The organism is Dokdonella sp. (assembly GCF_049593775.1).
In the GTDB taxonomy this organism is placed as follows: domain Bacteria; phylum Pseudomonadota; class Gammaproteobacteria; order Xanthomonadales; family Rhodanobacteraceae; genus Dokdonella.
In genome coordinates this window covers 1-6,366 of record NZ_JBAWHJ010000252.1, presented here as the reverse complement: position 1 = coordinate 6,366, position 6,366 = coordinate 1, and the positions used below count along the sequence as shown (strand labels likewise).

Here is a 6,366-nt window from a genome sequence, read left to right as displayed (position 1 = left end):
CCGATGGATCATCGCGGGCGTCACATCCAGTCCGCGCGCTTCAAGCACGCGTGGCACCAGGGCCATGCGCTGCAGGCATGAGTCGGCAGTCAACACCGCCATTTCCCAAAGCCCGTTGTGTGCATCGAAATCGCCATAGACATGATCGAGTTCTGCGAGACGTCGATCAAGCAACTCGAAGTGACGCGCCTCGTCATCGGCTATGCCGACCCAGTCCGCGTAGTACGCAACGGGCATTCCACGAAATCGGTAAATTGCATCGCAGGCAAGGTTGATCGCATTGAACTCGATATGTGCAATCGCATGGACAAGGGCCGCCCTGCCCTCGTCACTCCCCAGGCCACGCTGCGGAAGCTTGCGAGGCTCGATCAGTCCGGGCTTGGCGGGCCGGCCGGGAGCCGAAATGGAGTCGACCGCCGCGGCATCATCGGAAACCTGAAGCAGTCCCGAACGAAAATCAGCGGCAAGCTCGTGAGCCATTGCCACTTTCCGGGTCGGATCCACCGTCATCAGGCAGCGGCGAGCTGCTGCAAACAGATCTGTCTCGGCCACCCATCCACTCCCCGGAGGCAAAAAAATAGCTGACGCGAATCAGCACTCCCTGATTTTGCCTTGTTCTTGCCCTTATTTACAAAGGACCGATTCACGAATCCGACCATAAAGCGGCATCGCCTGACCAGCAACCAGGACCCGCACCGGGATTCGCACAAGTCTTGCAACAAGGGCGCTCAAGCTCCCAGAGATTCCAAAGCACAAGGCGAACACCGGAATTTGGCAGCCATCGCAGGCCTTTGAAAAGTCGGGCCCAGAGCCCTCCCGGGAGTTCAGCTCACCTGACGCCGCTTGTCCTTGGCTTCATCGGAACGCGAGAATTCGAGTTCTGACAAGTATGTCGGCTCCACGCCTGTCACGTATTCGCCGGAAAAGCACGAGGCATCGAATTCCTTCAGCTTCTCGTTGCCTTCGGCAATCGAAGCCACAAGGTCGGGCAGGTCCTGGAACACAAGCCAGTCTGCACCGAGCACTTTCTCGATCTCTTCCTCGGTACGTCCATGGGCGACCAGTTCTGCGGCTGACGGCATGTCAATGCCATAGATGTTCGGATAGCGAACGGGTGGCGCAGCCGAGGCGAAATAGACCCTCTTCGCACCTGCATCACGAGCCATCTGGATGATCTGTCGCGACGTCGTGCCGCGCACGATCGAATCATCGACAAGCAGCACGTTCTTGTTGCGGAACTCGAGGCCGATCGGATTGAGCTTGCGACGTACGGATTTAACACGCTCGCTCTGGCCGGGCATGATGAAGGTGCGACCGATGTAGCGGTTCTTGACGAACCCGTCGCGCATCGGCACACCGAGAACCTGCGCCAGCGACGATGCCGCGGTACGCGATGTATCCGGAATCGGAATCACCGAATCGATTCCGTGCTCAGGTTTGAGCCGCATGATCTTGGCGGCCAGGCGTTCGCCCATGCGCAGGCGCGCCTTGTAGACCGAAACATCCTCGATCATGGAATCCGGACGTGCCAGATATACGTACTCGAATATGCAGGGCGCGTGCTTGACCGGCTCGGCACACTGACGCGTGAACAATTGGCCATCCGGCGTGATCAGCACACCTTCACCGGGCGCGACATCGCGCATCAGCTTGAAGCCGAGTATGTCGAATGCGACAGACTCCGAAGCAACGGCGTATTCCTTGCCATCTGGCGTATCCCGTTCGCCCAGCACAAGCGGGCGAATGCCATGCGGATCGCGGAACGCAAGCAAGCCGTAGCCGAGCACGAGCGCAACGACGGCGTAACCACCGATGCAACGCTGATGAACGCCGGCAACGGCCTTGAAGATGTTGTCGCTGGAAAGTGCCATCCGTTCCTGGATCTGCAACTCGTGGGCAAGCACGTTGAGCAGAAATTCCGAATCTGAATCGGTATTGATGTGGCGACGATCGTCTTCGAACATTTCCCGGCGAAGGGTATCGGTATTGACCAGGTTGCCGTTGTGCGCCAGCGCGATGCCGTAGGGTGAGTTCACATACAGCGGCTGGGCATCATTGCTGCCTTCCGACCCGGCGGTTGGATAACGGCAATGGCCGATCCCCAGGTTACCGCGCAGGCTCAGCATGTCGTCGCGCTGGAAAACATCCTGGACCAGTCCGTTGCCCTTGTGCAGACGCAGGCGCGAGCCGTCTACCGTGGCTATTCCGGCCGCATCCTGGCCCCGGTGCTGCAACACCGTCAACGCGTCGTACAACGCCGCTGCGACTTCAGAAGTTCCGGCAATACCGATGATTCCGCACATGGTTCAGTTCACTGGTAAGTCGAGGGTTGAGGTTCCTGCACGCTGGGTGCAGGTGGATTGATCAAGGCGTCTGCGGCAGCTGGCACAGCCGCTGCAGCAGGTTCCAGGTAACGGGCGACGCTTTCGGGCAGGTAGGTAACCACCCATTGCGCGCCATTGTCGAATGTCGGCAGCATTTTCGAGCCTTGCCACCAGTCGTCACGCACGACAGGCGTGAACTTCATCAACAGCACAACCAATACGACAAGGGCGAATCCGCGTACCAGTCCAAACACCATGCCGAGGAGCCGATCCGTGCCGGACAATCCGCTACCGCTGACCAGTTTGCGCATCAGGTAGCTGACAATGGCACCCGCTATCAGGACAGCTATGAAACAGAGCGCGTAGGCCAGCATCACGCGCACCGACGGCACCGATATGGCGCCTGAAAACTGCTCTGCAAGGAGCGGACCAAACATCCACGCGACCCAGAATGCGGCTACCCAGCAAAGCAGCGCCAACACTTCACCGATGAATCCCCGCCACAAGCCCACCAGAATGGAAAGTGCAAGCGTGGCGATGATCGCGTAATCAAACCAGTTCATCACATTGGATTCACGGCTGGGTTACGACCAGGCCATCCACTTTCAGCTTGTCCTTGATACGTCCACGCAAGGTTTCTGCATTGGCGCGGTCTACCTCGGGGCCAGCGCGAACACGCCACAGTGTCTTGCCGTCCGACTTCACTTCCTCGACGAACGCAGCAAAGCCTGCGGCCTGCAAGCGCGCGCCAAGCTTGTTGGCATCCTCGACGGCTGCAAATGCCCCCAGTTGTACGGCCCAACCGCCGGCACGAGTGGCTGGAACGGCGCTGGACGGGGCGTCTGCCTTCGCATTTCCCGCGACACTGACCACGCTACCCGGAACGTCGCTCTTCAACTGCTTGATGCGTATGCGCGCGGACTCGGCTTCCGCACGATCTGCGTACGGGCCCACGCGCACGCGCTGGGCTTGTTTGCCCTTGAAATCCACCGATTCAGAAAATGCTGGAAATCCACTGCGTTTGAGACTGGCAACCAGATCCTCGGCATTCTTCGACGATGTGTAAACGCCAAGATGCACAAGGAAATCGCCATTGGCAGCTTTGCCCGCCTCGACCTGGGCCGTTGTTGCCGGCTTTTCGGGGACGTCCGGGATGACTGCTGGCGCAGGCTGGGGTTTGACTTCGGCTGTCGCTGGCGTTTCCGGCATCGCTTCGACGCGCGGTGGCACCTTGGTATCAACCGCTGTCACCGGCTCTGCTGTCGCGGCTGGCTGTGCGGCCTGCCGTGAAGGATCCTGATTCACGGCATCAACCGTGAGCACCCGGGTCTCGAACTCCCGGTTCGGTGGCGGCGGGATTTCCAGATCGACGGTCGCTGAATCCTGCTTCGGCCCACTGCCACTGAACAGCATGGGGACGAAGATGATGGCAAGTGCAATCAGGACGACGGCACCAAGTAGGCGTTGTTTCAAGGCGGGTTCCATGGGTATGGGTACGCTGACAAGTCACGGCGATTATACCTGCCCAAGCAACCTGTCGGGCTTTACCGGTCTTCGCAGCTTGTGGACGGTGACGCGAAAGGCTGCAATGCAGGCTCTTCGTTCAGATTTCGCCCGTCGCCCGTACCGCAGCCATGCGCAGTCCAGCCGATGCCACGAAGAACGAACCAAACGCGATGATCCGGTCGTCAGGTCCTGCATGAGCCAGCGCCCCGTCCAGCGCCTCCTTCACGCTGCCGTGTCTGGATTGGTCACTGGACAAGCCAGCGATCCCTATTCGCTGCTCGAGCGCGTGCGCCGAGAGTCCTCGAGGACTTTCAGCATCGAGCCCCGCGAAGCACCAGGCATGGATGAGATCCCTCAGGGGCCCGACAATGCCAATGACATCCTTGTCGGCCAGCGCGCCGAAAACGGCGATATTGCGTCCTGCAGTCGGATGGGAGGCCAGCCATTCGGCCAGCACGCGTGCCGCCTGGGGATTGTGCGCGACATCCACGATCAGTTCCGGTGGCCCCTCGAATCGTTGCAGCCGCGCATTGGCGTGCGCATGTGCCACTCCCTGCTTTATTGCATCCACGTTCCACTCGAGACGATCATCCAGTGCGCGCAAGGTGGCGATGGCCGCTGCCGCGTTGGCCCTCTGGCATGGCGCATCCAGTGCGGCATGAGGAAGTTCAAGTCGAACCCCTTCCATTGACCAGGCCCAGCCATTTGCCGCGGATTCGAAACGATAGCCAGCGCCTGCGGCAATGAGCAGCGAACCGATTCTTCGCGCCTCCGTCAGCAGCGATTCGGGAGGATCAGGGTCACCCACGATTGCAGGCCGGCCACGGCGAAATATGCCGGCCTTCTCGCGCGCGATGATTTCGCGATTGTTTCCCAGCCAGTCCTGATGATCGAGATCCACGGTCGTCACGATGGAAGCATCGGCGTCGATCATGTTGACTGCATCCAGTCGACCACCCAGGCCCACTTCAAGCAGGGCGACATCCAGCTGACTTTCGGCGAACACCAGAAGCGCCGCCAGCGTACCGAACTCGAAGTAGGTCAGGGGTACATCCCCTCGGACCGCTTCAATTCGCGCAAAGGCCTCAATCAGCTCGGAGTCAGCAGCATCCCTCCCCGCGATCCGGACACGCTCGTTGTAGCGAAGCAGGTGGGGAGAGGTAAACGCACCGACGCGATAACCCGCAGCACCAAGCATTGATTCCAGGAAAGCTACGGTGGAGCCTTTGCCATTCGTGCCGCCAACCGTGATCACTACTCGCGCAGGCTGAGGCGCACCCAGCGCCTTCCAGACGGCAGTAACGCGATCAAGCCCCAGCTCGATCTCGCGCGGATGGACGCGCAACTGCCAGCTCAGCCAGTCATCCAGATTCTTGGTGTGCAAGGTCAATGACCGCCGTCGACTTGCTCAGCGCGTGAGGATCCGACGTGGCTTGATCGGAAGCTTGCCGCGCCAGTACTGGATGATGATGAAACCAGCAGCCATACCGCCGAGATGCGCGAAATGGGCAACTCCGGACTGGGTTCCGGTAACGCCAAGGAAAAGCTCGATGGCGCCATAGCCCGTCACGAAGACCCAGGCCGGCATCGGAATCGGAGGAAACAGCAACATGATGCGCTGGTGCGGGAACATCATGCCGAAGGCGAGCAGCAACCCGAAGACGCCGCCGGATGCACCGACGGTCGGATAGAAGCCGCCAGTAAAGAACTTGATGACCAGCAACTGCGCGATGGCCGCCCCGACAACACAGCTAAGGTAGTAAATCAGGAAAGGTCGTGAACCGAACAGGCGTTCAATCGCGCCGCCGAACATCCACAAGGCCAGCATGTTGAACAGGAGATGGGTCAGATCGCCGTGCATGAAGCCGTAGGTCAGCAACTGCCAGATCTCGAACCCGACTGTTCCTCCACCCTGAATCAGTCGCTCGGGGCCCAATGGCCAAAGCGCGAACAGGATGACCAGTTGATCCCCGATCAACATTTGCAGCAAATAGACAACTCCGTTGGCTATCAGCAGGTTGCGGGTAATCGGGGGAAGGTCGATGGGCATGCGGGTTCCTTCTGTTTCAAGCATGGTGACACGGAGGCGCGCCGACGTTCCAACGTCGAGGCGAAGCACACGGGATTCAATGGCCGCTCCGCGGCGCGTGCACCCACGCATCCGGGGACCAGAGCTCGGCATCCAGATCGCGCTGCCATCCGAATAGGGAAAGGTCTACTCGCACGCCGTTCAGCGTCACGCCTTCAGCTGCCAATCGTCGTTTCTGTTCGCGAAAGGCCTTGCTGCCTGAAGCAAACGCGAGTCGCCCATCCGCGCGAACGACCCGATGCCACGGCAACGCCGCCTGCTCACCCGCCTCGCGCAATACGCGCCCCACAAGTCGGGCGCGACCTGGCAGCCCCGATCGATGGGCAATTTCACCGTAGCTGGTTACGCACCCGGTCGGAATGCCCAGGATGACAGCTTGAATGCGAAGGTGGTCGGTATTTGGCACGACTTGCGCTGACTTCATCACTGGCACACGCTAGCATGCGA

General features: G+C 60.1%; 7 protein-coding genes. All 7 read right to left on the bottom strand.

Annotation, left to right across the window (positions count from 1 at the left end; all coding sequences use genetic code 11):
* The coding region (locus tag WBP53_RS08945) for a ferritin-like domain-containing protein (RefSeq protein ID WP_423928056.1) at nucleotides 1–510 on the bottom strand (510 nt) is incomplete at its 3' end.
* A gap of 314 nt (nucleotides 511–824) precedes the next feature.
* The gene (gene purF, locus WBP53_RS08940; protein ID WP_423928054.1) at nucleotides 825–2,303 is read right to left on the bottom strand and encodes an amidophosphoribosyltransferase; all 1,479 of its coding nucleotides are present in this window, start codon (nucleotides 2,301–2,303) and stop codon (nucleotides 825–827) included.
* An 8-nt stretch (nucleotides 2,304–2,311) separates the two neighbouring features.
* Complete coding sequence (locus WBP53_RS08935) at nucleotides 2,312–2,887, bottom strand: CvpA family protein (protein WP_423928052.1); 576 nt, start codon at nucleotides 2,885–2,887, stop codon at nucleotides 2,312–2,314.
* A 10-nt stretch (nucleotides 2,888–2,897) separates the two neighbouring features.
* A complete protein-coding gene (locus WBP53_RS08930; RefSeq protein ID WP_423928050.1) occupies nucleotides 2,898–3,797 on the bottom strand; it encodes an SPOR domain-containing protein in 900 nt (299 codons plus the stop codon).
* A 130-nt stretch (nucleotides 3,798–3,927) separates the two neighbouring features.
* On the bottom strand, nucleotides 3,928–5,214 hold the full coding sequence (gene folC, locus WBP53_RS08925) for a bifunctional tetrahydrofolate synthase/dihydrofolate synthase (RefSeq protein ID WP_423928048.1): 1,287 nt from the start codon (nucleotides 5,212–5,214) through the stop codon (nucleotides 3,928–3,930).
* A gap of 24 nt (nucleotides 5,215–5,238) precedes the next feature.
* Complete coding sequence (locus tag WBP53_RS08920; RefSeq protein ID WP_423928046.1) at nucleotides 5,239–5,880, bottom strand: rhomboid family intramembrane serine protease; 642 nt, start codon at nucleotides 5,878–5,880, stop codon at nucleotides 5,239–5,241.
* A 76-nt stretch (nucleotides 5,881–5,956) separates the two neighbouring features.
* Nucleotides 5,957–6,325 (bottom strand): MGMT family protein, encoded by a 369-nt coding sequence (locus WBP53_RS08915; protein ID WP_423928045.1) that lies wholly within the window; start codon nucleotides 6,323–6,325, stop codon nucleotides 5,957–5,959.
* Between the last annotated feature and the right edge of the window lie 41 nt (nucleotides 6,326–6,366).

What these genes read in the sequence shown, in the direction of transcription:
- purF (WP_423928054.1), bottom strand. Translation starts at nt 2,303, where the DNA reads ATGTGCGGAATCATCGGTATTGCCGGAACTTCTGAAGTCGCAGCGGCG.
- WBP53_RS08935 (WP_423928052.1), bottom strand. Translation starts at nt 2,887, where the DNA reads ATGAACTGGTTTGATTACGCGATCATCGCCACGCTTGCACTTTCCATT.
- WBP53_RS08920 (WP_423928046.1), bottom strand. Translation starts at nt 5,880, where the DNA reads ATGCCCATCGACCTTCCCCCGATTACCCGCAACCTGCTGATAGCCAAC.